A 17,425-nucleotide genomic window follows, 5' to 3' on the forward strand; every position below is an offset into this window, starting at 1 on the left:
AAAATGAACGAAGCGTTAGTACAATGGACTTTGTTAAATAATTTTGATTATCTAGGGAAGAGCCTAAAATTTAATATTAAAAAGAGGATAGCTCAAGAAATTACAACAGATTATGGCAGAATATATTTCATTTTAGAAAATAATGATGGCATTTATTTAATTGTTGAGTTAGAGACTGAAATTAATTCAAAGACAAAATTTGAATACTGTATCAATCAGTTAAAAAACTATAAAAACGTATGGTTTAATGATAGAACAGAGTATTGTGTATTATATGCAGATGAAACATCTGAAAAATATTCTGAATTGATAAATCAATTTGCCAGAGATAATGGAATTATTCCTAGAACATACAATCTTAATTTTGTTCAAAAACTTTACCCAAAAACAATTGATCGTCTAAGTTTGAGTTACGGTCTCGCACTACCTAAGCCAAAGAATTATACAATTTGTTATTTGAGATGGATGAATAAAATAATGAAGACATTTTTTGATAATGGTAAAGACTTTTTGACATTTAAAAAAATTTATTCACCATTTCAAAATGTTAAACAATCTAAAACAAATTTTAATTGTTATTTAAGATTAGTACAAGACTTCGAGCTGGTGAATGTCATAGATAATTTATATTATATTTCTGAGTATGGAAAAGAATATATAAATAATTTTAATCCGTTCATATTTACTACATCAATTCCTTCGTCAGTAGATTTATCTAATGAACAAAAAAGATTATTATTAAAAATCCTTACAAATGGAAATTGGACAGCGCATAAAGTTAATATTTATTGGTTCTTAAGGTTTATTGAAATTACTAATGGTACATGGCTGCCTAAGACAACATTTATTGATAATGAAAAGTTAGAATTAGTTAATGGTTTATTTGGTGTGAATTACAAGCAAAGAACAATGAGTGAATTTTTAAAATTTGCTGGCAATTGGTGTGCAGAATTAGGCTTGATAGAAATTGTTAAAGATACAGTAAATTATGATAAAGTATATTTAACACCGTTAGGTGTAGAAATTAATAATATATTTAGTTTAGACCTTCAAATAAAAAAGACCAGACTCAATCTCAGCTTTAAATATTTATAGTATGTCAATAAAATAAGTTTATAGATAATTTACAAACACACGGAAAATCATTATGCTCGATATCAAATTTATTCGCGAAAATCCTGATTTAGTTAGACAGGGACTGCTAAACAAAAATGCTTCGGATGTAGTAAATGATATTCTTGAACTTGACGAAAAAAGGAGAAACTTGATTGCAAAAAGTGATGAGTTGAAAGCACTTCGAAATAAGGTTTCTTCTCAAATTCCTCAAATGAAAAAACGAGGAGAAGATACAACTGCAGTATTCGAAGAAATGAAGAAAGTTGGTGATGAAATTTCTGAACTCGATAAACAATTAAAAGACGTCGAAGAAAAATTAGAAGAAATTTTGAGGTTGACACCCAATCTCGCACACTCAACCGTTCCTGTTGGAAAAAACGCAGAATATAATGTTGAAGTGCGTAGATGGATTCCGGAAGATTTTTCTTTCGAATATGATTTTAAGATTCTTGACCATATAGAGCTTGGAAAGAAACTTGACATACTTGATTTTGAAAGGGGCACAAAAATTTCAGGCTCTGGGTTTCCACTTTATAAAGGAAAAGGTGCAACCCTTGAACGTGCCCTTATAAATTTTATGCTGGATTATCATTTACAACATCACGGTTATTCCGAAATATTGCCACCAATTCTTGTTAATCGTGAATCAATGAAAGGAACGGGACAAATTCCCAAACTTGAAGAAGATATGTATTTTATTGAAAAAGATGGACTCTATCCAATTCCTACTGCAGAAGTTCCTATTACAAATATTCATCGTGATGAAATTCTCCAGGAAAAAGATTTAACAATAAAATATGTTGGATATTCACCTTGTTTCAGAAGAGAAGCTGGTTCGTATGGAAAAGAATCAAAAGGTTTTTTGAGAGTTCATCAGTTTAACAAAGTTGAAATGGTAAAATTTGCTAAACCGGAAAACTCATACGACGAGCTTGAAAGTCTGGTAAACGATGCAGAAGATATTTTAAAGTCGTTAAAGATTCCTTATAGAGTTATATTGCTTTGTACAGGCGATTTAAGTTTTTCTGCCGCAAAATGTTACGATATAGAAACTTGGTCTCCTGCAGAAAATAAATGGCTTGAAGCTTCTTCATGCAGCAACTTTGAGGCCTTCCAAGCTCGTCGTGCTAATATTAGGTTCAGAAGAGAAGAAACTAAAAAAGTCGAATATGTTCATACATTAAATGGGAGTGGACTTGCAACAAGCAGATTAATGGTTTCTCTACTAGAAAATTACCAAACACCAGAAGGTAAAGTTATTGTCCCTAAGGCTCTTCATAACTATACGGGTTTTGAAATAATAGGCTAATTATTTTATTCTTTACTTCTTATTGAATTTTTTGGCTTTGATAAGTGTTTTCTTTTGCTTTTTCTCTACAACTTTAATTTTTTTAAAGAGTTATATTTGCTGTTGTTAATTTAGATATTAAGTCGACTATTAATTCTTAAAATCAAATTGGATTCGAACTTGCTGGGTAATCTTATTCATCTTAAAAAATATTTTGCTCGGTACAAAAAAAATCTTATCTGGGGATTTATTTTTATCATTCTTTCCAATATAGGTCAAGTTTATGTTCCCATTTTGCTTAAAGATAGTATTGATGCACTTCAAAAAAATCTTAGAGAAGAGATACTAATAAAATATGCCTTATCGATTGTTGGCGTAACAATTTTGTCTGGTTTTTTCCGATATATGATTCGTCAAACGATTATTGTAATGTCTCGCCATATTGAATATGATTTAAGACATGATTTTTGGGAACACATTCAAAAGCTTCCTTTAAGATTTTTTCAAAATAATTCTACCGGTAATATAATGTCCCACGCTACTAATGATATTAGCGCAGTAAGAATGGCAGTTGGTCCTTCGGTTATGTATTCTTTAGATAACGGGACAAAATTTTTAATGATACTTCCTTTAATGATTATTCTTAGTCCGATTCTTACTTTTTATTCACTTCTGCCATTACCGGTTTTTTCATTTTTAGTTTATTTGGTAATGAAAAAAGTTCACGTTAAGTATACTCGAATACAAGAAAAATTTTCTGAACTAACTACTAAGGCTCAAGAAAACTTTGCTGGGATTAGAGTCATAAAATCTTATGTAAGAGAAGATTATGAAATAAAAGAATTTACTCGACACAGCAGTGAATATTTAATGCGTCATATGGATTTGGTAAGACTGCAAGCATTCTTTCAACCAATATTTTTTTCAATTGCAGGTCTTTCTTCAATTATAGTGCTACTTGTAGGCGGAGATATGGTTATTAAAGGCAGTCTCTCCTTAGGTGTAATTTCAGCATTCTTTGCCTATTTAGGAATGTTAATTTGGCCTATGATTTCTTTTGGGTGGGTTGCCAACATGATTCAGCAGGCTGACGCTAGTATGAAACGTCTACTTAAGATTTTTAGAGAACCTTCCGAAATCTACGATAAGAATAATGAAAAAAATTCTAACATCAATATAAAAGGTGAAATAGAATTTAGAAATGTTGAGTTTAGATATAGTGATGTTTTACCCCCTGTCTTACAAAATATTAGCTTTAAAATAAAACAAGGTCAAACGGTAGCCTTTATTGGTCATACAGGTGTTGGAAAGACTACATTGATAAATCTGATCCCGCGATTATATGATCCAACAAAAGGTGAAGTTCTAATTGACGGAGTGAATGTAAAAGAAATTCCCTTAGATGTACTTAGAACTAACATTGGTTTAGTTTCTCAGGAAACTTTTCTTTTTTCAGATACGCTCGCAAATAATATTGCCTATGGTCTAAACAACAAAGTAGATGGTATAGTTGAAAGGACTGCTAATATAGCCCAGCTTTCGAAAGATGTATCCGATTTTCCAAAAGGTTTTGATACAATTGTTGGTGAGCGGGGGATTACACTTTCTGGCGGGCAAAAGCAGCGCACAACTTTAGCAAGAGCATTGGCAATAGACCCCAAAATTTTAATACTTGATGACTCTTTCTCAGCTGTCGATACTAATACCGAAGAAAGTATCTTGCGAGAACTGAAAATGTTTATGAAAGACCGTACAAGTATAATTATTAGCCATAGAATCTCTACCGTCAAAGACTCTGATAAAATTTTTGTCCTTGATAAAGGAAGTATTGTGGAGGAAGGTACACATGAAGAACTTGTTGCTAAAGGTGGTATTTATGCTGACTTGTATTTCAAGCAGTTGTTAGAAGAAGAACTAAAAGAAATAAATTAAGAAAGCTGCAGAATGAAAAAAATTAAAATTGCTTTTTTCTCAATACCTTCGAAAGAAAAGTCTTATTTGAATAAAAAATTCGATAAGAAAAAATTTGATTTGTATTTCTTCAAAGAAGAATTATATGAATCCACCACTTCTTGGAAAGAAAAATTATCTATCTTAAATGAAATTGACGTACTTTCTGTTTTTATATACGATAAAGTAGATAAGAAAATTATTGACAAGGCAAAAAACTTAAAGCTTATTGCCACACGCAGTACTGGTTTTAATCATATCGATGTTGAATATGCTAAAAAGAAAAAAATTTCTGTTGCTAATGTACCTTTCTATGGTGAAAATACAGTTGCTGAACATACCTTTGCTTTAATACTGGCACTTTCCAGAAATTTGCATAAAGCATATATAAGATCACAACAAAGCAATTTTTCACTTGATGGTTTACGTGGATTTGACCTTCGCGGTAAAGTAATTGGAGTAATAGGGGCTGGAAGCATTGGCGTTCATGTAATGAAAATTGCAAAAGGATTTGGAATGAAGGTATTAGCTTATGATATTAAGCAAAACCATATTTTAGAAGAATTATTGGATTTTAAGTATGTGGGTTTAGATGAGCTGTTGAGCTCGTCGGACATAATAACTTTACATTGCCCTTACAACGAACAAACACATCATTTATTGAATATGAATAATATCAAAAAGGTAAAACGTGGGGCGTTATTTATAAATACTGCTAGAAGTGGAATCATTGAACCATCCGCACTTTACCATGCAATTGATAGCGGCATCTTTAGCGGCGCAGGTTTAGATGTGTTTGAAGGAGAAGAATTGCTCAAAGAGGAAAATCAAATGCTTACTAAAAATGTACCTTTGAAAAATGTAGAAGCATTGCTTAAAAGAAATTTGCTATTAAGAAGAGAAAATGTAATTATCACACCTCACATGGCTTTCGATTCACATGAAGCAATTGAAAGAATTCTCGATACAACTGTAGAAAACATAATTGCTTTTTTTGAAAATAAAAACTATTACAAAGTTAATTAAATGGCAGAAGAATTTAGGGAAGATGAAATATTAGGCAAAGCTTACGACGCTAAACTTATGCGTCGATTACTTAAGTATGTTAAACCTTACAGAAAATACGTTGTAATAGCTATTTTCTTAAATATATTTGTCGCAGCTCTGCCTACAATAAGGCCTTACTTAATTAAGGTTGGTATCGATAATTACATTGTTAACAAAGATTACCATGGCCTGCTGATTATTTCATTACTATTGCTTACCGCGCTAATACTTCAATCTATAGTTCAGTACTTTTTGACTTACTATACTGAGCTGATGGGCCAAAAAATTATTTTTGACATTCGTGTGCAGCTTTTTACTCATGTTCAAAAGCTTGCATTGAAATATTTTGATAAAACACCAATAGGTAGAACTGTTACACGCGTAACTAACGATGTAGAAACATTAAATGAAATGTTCTCATCCGGCATTGTTAGTGTTTTTAGTGATGTCTTTGTAATAATTTGGATTTTTGTGTTCATGTTTTCTATGTCGTGGGATTTGTCCTTAGTAACTTTGTCTGTGGTACCCATTTTATTTTACGCTACTTTTTTGTTTAGGAAAAAAGTTAGAGAATCTTACCGCGATGTTAGAAAACATCTTGCAAGGTTAAACTCTTACATGCAGGAACATGTAACAGGAATGAACGTGGTTCAAATTTTTGCTAAACAAAAACAAGAATTAAAAAAGTTCTCAGGCATAAATAAAGATTATAAAAATGCAAACATAAAGTCGATACTGTACTATGCTGTTTTTTTCCCGTTTGTAGAATTTTTAAGTGCTTTGAGCGTAGCCATGATTATTTGGTATGGCGGCGGTGAAGTTATTCAATCAAAATTAACTATTGGAGTTTTGTTCGCATTTTTGCAGTATACCGAAATGTTTTGGAGACCAGTACGGGATCTTTCTGATAAATATAATATACTTCAATCTGCAATGGCATCTTCGGAGCGAATTTTTAAGTTATTAGACGATAATACCTTTATAAATGACCCCGTAAAGCCTAAGAAATTAGAAAGCGTTAAGGGTCAAATTGAATTTAAGAATGTTTGGTTTGCTTATAACCCGGGTGAGTATGTTTTGAAAAACGTTTCTTTTAAAATAAATCCAGGCGAGACCTTTGCAATAGTTGGAGCTACTGGCGCAGGAAAAACTAGCATTATTAATATACTTTCAAGATTTTATGATATAGAAAAAGGCAGCATATTAATTGATGGAATTGATATTAGGGATATTGACAAAAAAGAATTGAGAAAACATATTGCAACTGTTCTGCAGGATGTTTATCTGTTTTCTGGAACTATTAAATCGAATATTAACTTAGGTAACGAAGAAATAACTGATGAACAAGTAATTGAAGCTGCTAAGATCGTTGGTGCACATAAATTTATTTCAAAACTGCCTAATGGTTATAACGAAGAAGTAAAAGAAAAAGGGGCAACTTTAAGTGTTGGTCAAAAACAATTAATTTCGTTTGCACGTGCTCTTGCTTTTAATCCCAAAATACTTATTCTTGACGAAGCTACTTCAAGCGTTGATACTGAAACTGAAATTCTAATTCAACAAGCTATCGAGAAATTGTTAGTTGGAAGAACTTCAATTGTAATTGCTCATAGACTTTCAACAATCCAAAACGCTGATAAAATAATAGTTGTTCATAAAGGTGAAGTTAGAGAAACAGGTACACATCAAGAATTGCTTGCACAAAAAGGTATTTATTATAAGTTGTATCAGTTGCAGTATAAAGACCAAGAAATTGTAAAAATTGCATAAATGGAGGTAACATGGCAACCAAAAGATTTATGACTTTGCCTCGACATATTCTTGAAGGAGAGAAACTTCACCCTGGAGCAACAGGTGAGCTTTCTGCTATTTTAAATCAACTTGGTCTTGCTGCAAAGGTAATTTCACTTGAAGTCAATAAAGCTGGGTTAGTCGATATTCTGGGATTTACAGGTGAGACAAATTACAGTGGAGACCAAGTAAAAAAATTAGATATTTTTGCTCACGAAATGCTTGTAAAAGCAATGGATCATGGTGGACATTTTTGTGTAATGGCATCCGAAGAAGAGGAAGATATAATTCACTTACCACCACATCATAAAATTGGTAAATATGTTTTACTATTTGACCCGCTTGACGGTTCATCGAATATTGATGCTAATGTAAGTATTGGGACAATTTTTTCAATTTATAGGAGAGTTAGCGAAGGAAACGGTCCAGGTACCTTAGAAGATTGCCTACAACCTGGTTACAAACAGGTTGCTGCAGGTTATGTTGTTTATGGTTCTAGCACTGTTTTAGTTTATACTGCTGGACATGGCGTTTTTGGATTTACATTAGATCCTTCATTTGGAGAATTTCTCCTTTCACACGACAATATAAAAATTCCAAAGCGTGGTAGAATCTACAGTATAAACGAGGGCAATTACAATTCTTGGGACCGCGGACTAAAAAATTATATAAAATATCTCCAAGCAAATAAGTTTGAAGGCAAACCTTATCAAGCAAGATATATTGGTTCAATGGTTGCTGATATTCACAGAACTTTGTTATATGGTGGGATATTTATGTATCCCGGCGATGCACGTAATCCTAAAGGAAAATTACGATTGATGTACGAGTGTAACCCAATGGCTTTTATAGTTGAGTCTGCTGGCGGCAGAGCAACAGATGGTAAAAAAAGAATTCTGGAAATTCAACCTACAGCACTTCACCAGAGGACACCAATTTTTATTGGCAGTGAAGAAGATGTATTACTTGTAGAAAAATTTATGAGAGAAGCAGAGCTTTCTAATATTGAAAAATAGTTTTAACTAAATATTTTCTTCTTTATTCTCTAATTCTTCTCTTATTTTTTGAGCTAATTCTTCTTTGGAGATGCCCACTATTTTAATTTTGGTAGAACTTACCAATATTTCCGGCGGGTCGCCCTCACCTTTTACAAAACGATACAGATTAAAGCCTAATCTATTCCTGTCGTTTGGTATTGGAATAAATTCCTTAAATTTTTCTGCTATTGAATAAACTCTTGATTCAATTGAATCCTTTGGGAATTTTTTCACTGCGGGTGGTGGTAGTGTAGTCATACTTTTACCTAATTTTTCTCTTACCTAACTCAAAAATATAAAACAGTAATCTTACTACCAAGTCGAAGTTAAATACAGCTTCAAAAATTTATTTCTATGAATCACTACTGTCCAAAATAATTTTGAAATCAAATTCCGAAGGGATAAATTACCAAATAAATTTAGAAAACTTTAAGATTTTGGACTATTCTACTTGTCTTGTAAATCAATCCCTATCTCGTCCCTACGGCACTTTTATCTTCAGTTTATATTTATTTATTCTATAACTATATAATCCCTAAAGGGATAACATTGGTTTAAGGATAATCAAAGCTTTATTGTCCCGTCAGAACAAAATATTTATAGGATAAAGAACTAAGAAATAGATTAAGTCCATTTAGGAACGAAATAAAAAATATATTGGACAGATATGCTATGAATATTTTTGGAATAAAAATATTTTGAACAACATTCTGTTAGTTTTTTATAATATTAACTTTCCTTTTTATAAATAAACTCAAAGTTGGTATATACTCTTATTTTTGAATTGAGATATTATGCCTTTTTTTAATAAATTAGATTGACATTTACTATAAAAGATTTTCAAATGAATAAACAAAGATTTATCAGTTTATCATTCATGATGTTTTTGCTCACAATAGTAAGCAATAAATTCTTGCTCGCTAATCAAATATGTGAATTATCAATAAAAAGAGGTTACAAAAACAACATAATGAACAATTTCATTAAATCAGATACAGCAACATTTGGTGCTGGATGTTTTTGGTGCACTGAAGCAATTTTCCAAAGGCTTAAGGGTGTTGAGAAAGTAATTTCAGGATATTCTGGTGGACATGTGGCAAACCCGACTTATGAGGAAGTTTGCACAGGTTCTACTGGTCATGCTGAAGTTTGTCAAATTATATATAATCCCGATGTTATTTCTTTTGAAGAGCTGTTAAAGGTCTTCTGGAAAACTCACGACCCAACTACTCTTAATCGTCAAGGCAATGATATTGGCACACAATACAGGTCAGTTATTTTTTATCACAATCAAAGGCAAAAAGAATTGGCTGAAAAGTATAAAAGAGAATTAGACCATTCAGGTGCCTATGAACGACCTATCGTAACGGCAATTGAACCCTTTAAAAACTTTTATAAAGCAGAAGACTACCATCAGAATTATTACAACAACAATCCAGATAAACCATATTGTTCTTTTGTGATAGGTCCGAAATTAGACAAGTTTGAGAAAGCCTTTCGCGATATTTTGAAGGATAGAAATAAAAAGGCGGCTAATTAAAAGCCGCCTTAATAAAGCAAAAGCAAAAACCTAATTTTTAGTTAATCACTTTTACTTCTTGGGCTTGAAGACCTTTTTGACCTTGAGCAATTGTGAACTCTACCTTTTGACCTTCTTGCAAAGTACGGTATCCTTCGCCTTGAATTGCTTGGTAGTGAACAAATACATCATCACCTTCGGTACGTTGAATGAATCCGTACCCTTTTGAATTGTTGAACCATTTTACGGTTCCTTTTACTCTTTCTGCCATTTAAAGATGCTCCTTTAAATATTGTAAAAAAATAAATTAATTAATACGAACAGAGCACCGGATTACTTGTTAATTAAAAAATCAACAATACAACAAACTGCTCAAGTTCAAACAAGGAAAAAGTAGTTAACTACTTAAACCTTAGCTCCGCGTGCAGGACTCGAACCTGCAACCCTGCGGTTAACAGCCGCATGCTCTACCATTGAGCTAACGCGGAATGAAATTACTTGGTGAGTAATACTTCAACTTCTATTCGGAGAGTTGAACCGATAACTACTTAAAGAACCTTTTTTAATTTTTGAGACGTAAAGATAGATTTTCTAATCGCTTTTGTCAAGAAAGCAAATAAATTATTTTTAGTAAGCATAACCCATAACTCAAAATTTTATTGTATTGCCCTGAGTAATTTTTAAGTAGTAAAAGAGGTAAACATAATATCTGTTCTCAAAAATCTATATTGATTATAACCCAACATGCTGTTTACACGACAATTTTGTTAGTGATAAAAATTCTTTATTTTCATATTAAGATTTAATATTACCAAGTCGTTTGGGAGTTAAGTATGGCAAATCTAGAAAATTCAAAAGATTATTTGAAGGAAAACTTAAACGATTGGCAGGAAAATACTTATAACATTTTTACCTCAAATTATCCTGAAAGACAAAAAGAATTTACAACCCAGTCTTTTACACCTGTTAAAGCTGTTTATTCGCCTTTAGATATTGAGTGTGAAAAATATAACGAAAAAGTTGGTTATCCTGGTAAATATCCTTTCACTCGTGGCATTTATCCTACAATGTACAGGGGCAGGTTATGGACTATGAGGCAGTATGCCGGATTTGGTACAGCAAAAACATCTAACGAAAGATTTAGATATTTATTATCGCAAGGACAAACCGGATTATCTGTTGCGTTTGATTTACCCACTCAAATTGGATATGATAGCGATCATCCAATGGCATTTGGTGAAGTAGGTAAAGTTGGTGTTGCAATCGATACACTTGCAGATATGGAAATTTTATTTAATCAGATACCTCTTGATAAAGTATCTACATCAATGACAATAAATGCGCCGGCATCAATTTTATTGGCAATGTATATTGCAGTAGCTGAGAAAAGAGGAATTCCTAGAAATAAAATTAGCGGAACAATTCAAAATGATATTTTGAAAGAGTATATTGCAAGAGGCACATACATTTTCCCACCTAAACCGTCAATGAGACTTGTTACCGATGTATTTGATTTTTGCTCGAAGGAAGTTCCTAAATGGAACGCAATATCAATTTCGGGTTATCACATTAGAGAAGCAGGTTCAACTGCTGCACAAGAAGTCGGCTTTACACTTGCTAATGCTATTGAATATGTTAGTTCTGCAATTAAAGCTGGATTAAACGTGGACGATTTTGCAAGTCAACTTTCGTTTTTTTTTAATGCTCATAATGATTTGTTAGAGGAAGTTGCAAAATTTAGAGCCGCAAGAAGATTGTGGTCTAAAATAATTAAAGAAAGATTTGGTGCAAAAGAAGAAAAATCAATGATGTTGCGTTTCCATGCTCAAACAGCGGGTTCCGCTTTAACTGCTCAACAGCCAGATAATAACATTGTTAGAGTTACAATTCAAGCCTTAGCTGCTGTTCTTGGTGGTGCTCAAAGTCTGCATACAAATTCAAAAGATGAGGCTTTGGCATTGCCTACAGAAGAGTCGGCTAAAATTGCTCTTAGGACACAACAAATAATTGCTTTTGAAAGCGGGGTTACTAATACAATCGATCCTCTTGCGGGCTCTTATTATATTGAGTATTTAACGGACCATATAGAAAAAGAAGCATACGATTATATCAACAAAATTGATTCATTGGGCGGTGTAATTAATGCTATTGAATCCGGCTATATTCAAACTGAAATTCAAAAATCAGCTTATAAATTTAATAGAGAGCTTGAAAGCGGTGAAAGAATTGTTGTGGGCGTTAATAAATTTATTGAAGAGCAGAATCATAAGGAAAATTTATTAAAAATTGATGAAGAGCAACAGAAAAATCAAATTAAATTCTTAAATACAATCCGCTCACAAAGAAATAATGATTTGGTGAAAGAAAAATTATCTCAGTTGAAAAATGCTGCAGAAGGTGATACTAACTTAATTCCTTTTATTTTAGAAGCTGTGAAAGTTTATTCATCTGTAGGTGAAATATGTGATACTTTAAGAGCAGTCTTTGGAGAGTATAAAGAAAAGGTTATTATTTAAAAAAATTTTTTCAAAACATACTGAGCAGAAAATGGAAATAACCCACATTGAACATATTGGCATTGCTGTCGAGAATCTTCAAGAAGCAATTAAATTTTATGAAAATGTACTTGGATTAAAATGCTATGCTATTGAAGAAGTAAAAGACCAAAAAGTAAAAACTGCCTTCTTTTTAGTTGGTCAAACTAAAATTGAATTACTCGAATCTACTTCCGAAGATGGACCAATTAATAAATTTATTAAGAAAAAAGGTGAGGGTATTCACCACATCGCTTTTTATGTAAAAGATGGACTTCAGCAAGCGCTTGACCAAATGAATTCAAAAGGAATTCAATTAGTTGACAATCAACCACGAAAAGGTGCTGAGAATATGAATATTGCATTTATACATCCAAAATCAACTAACGGCGTTTTAATAGAACTTTGTGAAGATAAGTCCTAAAAAATCTCCTTTTATTCAATAAACTCAAATAATATTTTTGTTGCAAAAAGATAATACAGCATGAAGAAAATTGTTTTTTTATCCATTTTATTTTGTATAGTAAATTTTTCTTACTCTCAAACCGGTGGAGAAATTTGTTCAAAAGGAAAAACTGAGTTATACAACAAACTCTTAAAAGAAGGCAAGCTAAATTATCCTGGCGATTCAAATATTGATGTAACTTACTATAAACTTGATTTGAGATTAAGCTTCCAACCAAATTTTTTAAATGGGGTTGTAACCGTAAAAGCAAGGGCAGTTAATAATGGGGTAGACTCTATTTTTTTAGATCTTAAAAATAATATGGTTGTAAGCAGTGTAAAAAGTGGTAATGAAAATTTAGCTTTCAATCAAACATCGGATAATAAACTAAATATTAGGTTCAACAGAATTTATAATTTAGGTGAAGAGTTTGAAATAAGTATTTACTACAGCGGTGTGCCGCAGCAAACAGGTTTTCAAAGCTTCAGTTTTGCTTCCCATAATGATTATCCAATTATTTCTTCATTAAGTGAACCCTACGGCGCAAGTGACTGGTGGCCATGCAAAGATACCCCCGCTGATAAGGCAGATTCAGCTGATATATGGATAACAGCAGATTCGATTTTTTATTCAGTTTCCAATGGAATATTGACAGAAATAAAAAGCAATAACGATGGCACGAAAACTTTTAAATGGAAGGAACGTTATCCAATTGCTCAGTATCTTATTTCTATAGCAATGACAAATTATCACATTTATAATTCCAGCTTTGAGTACGAACCTGGAAAATTTATGCCTGTGGTTCACTATACTTATCCAGAGCTGTGGAACACTACCGTGAAATCACAATTAGATGCAACTTTAGATGCCTTAAGAATTTATAGTGATAAGTTTGGTCCATATCCCTTCTTAAAAGAGAAATATGGACATGCTCAGTTTACTTGGGGCGGAGGTATGGAACATCAAACTTGTACCTCAGCTTTTAGCTTTGATGAGTCATTAGTTGCACATGAACTTGCTCATCAATGGTTTGGTGATAAAGTAACTTGCAAGGATTGGCAAAATATTTGGCTAAACGAAGGATTTGCTACTTATTCTGAAGCAATTTATCAAGAGTATAAATATGGAGAGGAAAATTTTAAAAACCGAATTAGAAATATTTTTAATGCTGCTTTACAGGCAAAAGGGACGGTTTATGTTCAAGATATTAGTTCTGTCAATTCAATCTTCGACTACAATCGTTCCTATGCAAAAGGAGCTGCGGTTTTACATATGTTGAGAGGTATTGTTGGTGATAGCAGCTTTTATGAAATTCTTCGCTCTTATCTAAACGATTCTAAATTAGCCTACGCTACCGCTACTACAGAAGATTTTGAAAGCATTGCAGAAAAAATTACAGGACAAGATTTAAGTTATTTTTTTTCTGAATGGATTTATGGAACTGGCTACCCCAAATATATTGTAAATTGGGGATGGACAGAAATTTCACCCAGTAATTATCAGTTGCAAATAAGAATTAGCCAATCTATAAATGCTAACCCAACCTTTTTTACTATGCCCATCCAAGTTAAAATTACAGGTAAAAATTTTTCTGATACTACCTTTACATTATTTAATAATCAAGCTGAACAAACGTTTTACAAAAATGTTAGCTTTAAGCCGGACAGTTTAATTCTTGATCCTAATAACTTTATACTAAAAAACATTTCCGTTTCTACAACTATTAATAGAATTGTTACTCTTCCAACTGAATTTCAGCTGTTTCAAAATTATCCGAACCCCTTTAATTCGACAACAAAAATTAAGTTTACAATTCCAAGTGATGCTAATATGTCCTTAACCAATTTAACAGTTTACGATGTGGTTGGTCGTAAAGTTGCTGTGTTAATAAATAAGAACCTTGAGGCAGGCATTTACGAGTTAACATTTAATAAGACCGAACTGCCAAGTGGTGTTTATTTTTACAAATTAACTGTTGGAAATTACGAGAGTACAAAAAAAATGATTCTATTAAAATGAATTTGCTGACTTTATCGCACTTAGCATTTCATTTGAGTAATTGAAATCCACATATAAAAAATAACTAAAAAGCTAATCCGAAAAATTCATTAGTAGTAATAATTTTTTGGGGCTTAATTTATCTTATTGCTGAGTATATCTTAACTGAGAGAATCCGTATGAAAATTTTCAAATAAAAAACACAATTCATATTTTGTTGTTGTGAGAAATTAATCATAGGTGGCTGTAATGGTAAAATATTCAATTATAATTCCAATGTTTTTGTGCTTCTCAACTTTATATGCTGGATTTACTTTTGTCGGGAAAATTAAAAATTACAACGTCTTCCCAAATAAAGTTGAATTCACACTTACCAATGCGAATTTAATTATTTATGTAGTAGACCAAAACATCTTAAGATTTAGGTACACAAATCAAGGTGAGTTCTCAAACGCACCATCTTACGCAGTAATTTTTCAACAGCCTGAAAAAGTTAATTTTCTGTTTAATGAAGAATCCGATAAGTTTGTTATAAAGACCACCGAATTAATTGTACAGATAAAAAAAGATCCTTGCAGAATTTCTATTTTTGATAATAAAATGAATTTACTAAATAAAGATGATGAGTACTACGGTGTAAGTTTCGATAATGATGAGGTAAGATGTTTTAAAAAATTATTCGATGGCGAAAAGTTTTATGGATTGGGTGAGAAGTCCGATCAATTACTTAAGAACGGAAATCAATACACAATGTGGAATTCCGATTTTCCGGCTTATAACAGCAAAAGAGACCCATTATATGTTTCAATTCCTTTTTTCATTGGAATTAGAAACTACAGGGCATACGGAATTTTTTTTGATAATACTTATAAATCATATTTCAACATGGGTGCAAGCAATAAAGAATTTTATTGGTTTGGTGCAGATAAAGGTGAAATGGATTATTATTTTATTTATGGACCGCAAATTAAAAGGGTTATTACTTCCTATACCATGCTCACAGGAAAAATTGAACTGCCTCCTTTATGGTCTTTGGGTTACCAACAAAGTAGATGGAGTTATTATCCTGAAACTACAGTAAGAAGAATTGCACAATCATTTAGAGATTATGAAATCCCTTGTGATGCTATTTATCTCGATATTGATTACATGGACGGCTACCGTGTTTTCACATGGGATAAAGAGAAATTTCCTAATCCGACTAAAATGATAAACGACCTAAAAGCGAAAGGATTTAAACTAATAACGATAATTGATCCTGGTGTAAAGGCTGATACAGAATATTTTGCTGCTAAAGAAGGAGTAGAAAACGATCTTTTCGTAAAATACCCAAATGGTAAATTTTATGAGGGTCAAGTTTGGCCATCTTGGTCATACTTTCCCGATTTTACTTATGACAAAACTATAAACTGGTGGGGAGATAAACTATCCATACTTCTTAAAGATGGTATCGAAGGATTTTGGAATGATATGAATGAACCTGCTGTGTGGGGACAAGCATTTCCTGACATTGTTCAATTTAGCGATAATGGTTTTGGTGCTGACCATAAAAAAATTCATAATGTTTATGCACTCCAAATGGCTAAGGCTACTAGGGAAGGAGTTAGAAAATATTCTCCAAATAAACGTCATTTCATTCTTACAAGAGCGGGCTTTTCTGGCATTCAAAGGTACTCTGCAGTTTGGACGGGAGATAGTGAGTCGAATGAAGAACATCTTAAGTTGGCTTGCATTATGCCACAAAATCTGGGTTTAAGCGGTGTGCCTTTTATCGGGACTGACGTTGGTGGCTTTATAGGTGAGCCCACTGCAAGACTTTATGTAAGATGGATGCAGCTTGGTTCATTTACACCTTTTTTCCGTGCTCATTCAGAATTTAATTCGAGAGCTAAAGAACCTTTTGCATTTGACCCCAATACACGCTCACTTGTAAGAGATATTATAAGATTTCGTTACCAATTACTGCCATATTTATATAATGAGTTTTATAACGCTTCTGTAACTGGTCTACCTATAATGAAACCAATGTTCTTAAATTACCAAAACGACGAAAACTGCTATTCTTACGATTCTCAATTGCAATTTATGCTTGGAGATAATTTGCTAATTGCACCTGTATTATCGTCTACTGACAATTTTAAAAAATTATATCTGCCAGGAGGAAAATGGTACAGCTTTAATGAAAATAAGACTTATGATGGCTCAAATTGGATAATCGTAAACGCACCTATAGAACAAATACCAATTTTTATACGACAGGGTGGTTTTGTGCCTATGCAAGATGTTCAGAATTTTGTGGGTGAGAAAAAAATAGATGAGCTTCAAGTATTACTTTTTCCTTCACCCAAAAGCGAGTATCAGTTATACCAAGATGATGGTATAAGTTACGATTATACCAGCGGCAAATATTCAATTACAAAATTTAGCGAAGAACTATCCAATAACAAGTTAAAAATTCACATTACAACTGAACATGACGGTTATAATACCGGATTAAAAAATTACCTATTCAAAATATTAGCAGTCTCTGCTCCAAAGGCTGTTTATGTAAATAATGAAAGGATAAGTGATAATAAAAAAAATGACTACAAAACAAACAATCAATTCAATTTCGATAAGGAAAAATCAATCCTTAACATAAAGACTAATTATAGCAAAAAATTAGAAATACAAATTGAATTCTAAAATGATATTTCTTTG

The 17,425-nt window shown here is 32.3% G+C and carries 13 protein-coding genes and 1 tRNA gene; 11 read left to right on the forward strand and 3 right to left on the reverse strand.

Annotated elements, in window-relative coordinates; genetic code table 11:
- Positions 1-3 precede the first annotated feature (3 nt).
- From ABRY23_04700 to fbp, 6 genes are all read left to right on the forward strand, one after another.
- Positions 4-1,095 carry a hypothetical protein gene (locus ABRY23_04700; protein MFA3782346.1) on the forward strand — a complete coding sequence of 364 codons (1,092 nt, stop codon included), beginning with the start codon at positions 4-6 and terminating at the stop codon, positions 1,093-1,095.
- 52 nt (positions 1,096-1,147) lie between these two features.
- Entirely contained in the window at positions 1,148-2,425 is a 1,278-nt protein-coding gene (serS, locus tag ABRY23_04705) for a serine--tRNA ligase (GenBank protein ID MFA3782347.1), read from the forward strand.
- Between the two features lie 159 nt (positions 2,426-2,584).
- The gene (locus tag ABRY23_04710; GenBank protein ID MFA3782348.1) at positions 2,585-4,336 is read left to right on the forward strand and encodes an ABC transporter ATP-binding protein; all 1,752 of its coding nucleotides are present in this window, start codon (positions 2,585-2,587) and stop codon (positions 4,334-4,336) included.
- Positions 4,337-4,348: 12 nt separating this feature from the next.
- Positions 4,349-5,380, forward strand: coding sequence for an NAD(P)-dependent oxidoreductase (locus ABRY23_04715; GenBank protein ID MFA3782349.1), 1,032 nt, complete (start codon positions 4,349-4,351; stop codon positions 5,378-5,380).
- Complete coding sequence (locus ABRY23_04720) at positions 5,381-7,171, forward strand: ABC transporter ATP-binding protein (GenBank protein ID MFA3782350.1); 1,791 nt, start codon at positions 5,381-5,383, stop codon at positions 7,169-7,171.
- A gap of 11 nt (positions 7,172-7,182) precedes the next feature.
- Positions 7,183-8,208: a class 1 fructose-bisphosphatase gene (fbp, locus tag ABRY23_04725; GenBank protein MFA3782351.1), complete on the forward strand. Its 1,026-nt coding sequence runs from the start codon at positions 7,183-7,185 to the stop codon at positions 8,206-8,208.
- Between the two features lie 6 nt (positions 8,209-8,214).
- Here fbp and ABRY23_04730 read toward each other — a convergent pair whose 3' ends face one another.
- Positions 8,215-8,487: a hypothetical protein gene (locus tag ABRY23_04730; protein MFA3782352.1), complete on the reverse strand. Its 273-nt coding sequence runs from the start codon at positions 8,485-8,487 to the stop codon at positions 8,215-8,217.
- 586 nt (positions 8,488-9,073) lie between these two features.
- Between ABRY23_04730 and msrA the strand changes: the two genes are divergently transcribed.
- Positions 9,074-9,769 (forward strand): peptide-methionine (S)-S-oxide reductase MsrA, encoded by a 696-nt coding sequence (msrA, locus tag ABRY23_04735; GenBank protein ID MFA3782353.1) that lies wholly within the window; start codon positions 9,074-9,076, stop codon positions 9,767-9,769.
- A 37-nt stretch (positions 9,770-9,806) separates the two neighbouring features.
- Here the strand turns inward: msrA and ABRY23_04740 are convergent, their stop codons facing one another.
- Together ABRY23_04740 and ABRY23_04745 are read right to left on the reverse strand one after the other, a co-directional pair.
- Positions 9,807-10,019: a cold-shock protein gene (locus tag ABRY23_04740; GenBank protein MFA3782354.1), complete on the reverse strand. Its 213-nt coding sequence runs from the start codon at positions 10,017-10,019 to the stop codon at positions 9,807-9,809.
- Between the two features lie 145 nt (positions 10,020-10,164).
- Positions 10,165-10,236 (reverse strand) — tRNA-Asn (locus ABRY23_04745).
- Positions 10,237-10,581: 345 nt separating this feature from the next.
- Between ABRY23_04745 and ABRY23_04750 the strand changes: the two genes are divergently transcribed.
- The 4 genes from ABRY23_04750 (at position 10,582) to ABRY23_04765 (ending at position 17,410) form a co-directional block, all read left to right on the forward strand.
- A complete protein-coding gene (locus ABRY23_04750) occupies positions 10,582-12,264 on the forward strand; it encodes a methylmalonyl-CoA mutase (GenBank protein MFA3782355.1) in 1,683 nt (560 codons plus the stop codon).
- 31 nt (positions 12,265-12,295) lie between these two features.
- Complete coding sequence (gene mce, locus ABRY23_04755; protein ID MFA3782356.1) at positions 12,296-12,706, forward strand: methylmalonyl-CoA epimerase; 411 nt, start codon at positions 12,296-12,298, stop codon at positions 12,704-12,706.
- A gap of 60 nt (positions 12,707-12,766) precedes the next feature.
- Positions 12,767-14,746 carry a M1 family aminopeptidase gene (locus ABRY23_04760; GenBank protein ID MFA3782357.1) on the forward strand — a complete coding sequence of 660 codons (1,980 nt, stop codon included), beginning with the start codon at positions 12,767-12,769 and terminating at the stop codon, positions 14,744-14,746.
- A 228-nt stretch (positions 14,747-14,974) separates the two neighbouring features.
- The gene (locus ABRY23_04765) at positions 14,975-17,410 is read left to right on the forward strand and encodes a glycoside hydrolase family 31 protein (protein ID MFA3782358.1); all 2,436 of its coding nucleotides are present in this window, start codon (positions 14,975-14,977) and stop codon (positions 17,408-17,410) included.
- The last annotated feature ends 15 nt before the right edge of the window (positions 17,411-17,425 follow it).

This window comes from Melioribacteraceae bacterium 4301-Me, assembly GCA_041538185.1.
Lineage (GTDB): Bacteria > Bacteroidota > Ignavibacteria > Ignavibacteriales > Melioribacteraceae > Pyranulibacter > Pyranulibacter aquaticus.